The sequence below is a fragment of the Chryseobacterium potabilaquae genome (assembly GCF_902728265.1).
Lineage (GTDB): Bacteria > Bacteroidota > Bacteroidia > Flavobacteriales > Weeksellaceae > Chryseobacterium > Chryseobacterium potabilaquae.
Genome location: NZ_CACVBR010000142.1, coordinates 1 through 534, shown reverse-complemented (window position 1 = coordinate 534; position 534 = coordinate 1). Strand labels below are relative to the sequence as shown.

The following is a 534-nucleotide window of genomic DNA, read 5'->3' as shown; positions in this document are numbered from 1 at the left end:
AATAATAAGCCAATTGGTTTGATCTTTCATTAAGCTCTCTATAAGTTAACTTTACATCTTCATACACCAATGCTATATGATCAGGAGTCTTCTCCACCTGTCTCTCAAATAAATCATGAAGCGTAACCGTAGTATCATACTCGGAATAAGTATCCAAAAGATTGGAGAAGATTCCTTCTTCCCTATACTCTTCTTCTCTTACCCACGATAAGTCTTCAAGCAGTAACTTTGAGCCAACTTCTTTATGATGATATACCATCTGCTCTAAAAGATATACATACGTCTTAATCATATGATCAATCGTAATTTCGTTAAATAAACCGATCGCATAATTAAAGCTTCCTGATAAATTTTCTCCATCATCATCTATCATCACACTTAAATCAAATTTGGCTACATCATAAGTGAGCCTTCCTTCAATTTGTTGAAAAAGAGAGTCTACTCCATACTCCTGCTTAGCTTTACTTCCAAAACTTTGTAATCCGAACATCACTTGAAATAGAGGATGACGAGATACATCCTGAACTACTCCTA

At 34.8% G+C, this 534-nt stretch carries 1 protein-coding gene; it reads right to left on the bottom strand.

Annotated features, from left to right (window positions below):
* The coding region (locus tag CHRY9293_RS18555; protein WP_228455613.1) for a condensation domain-containing protein at nucleotides 1–534 on the bottom strand (534 nt) is incomplete at both ends.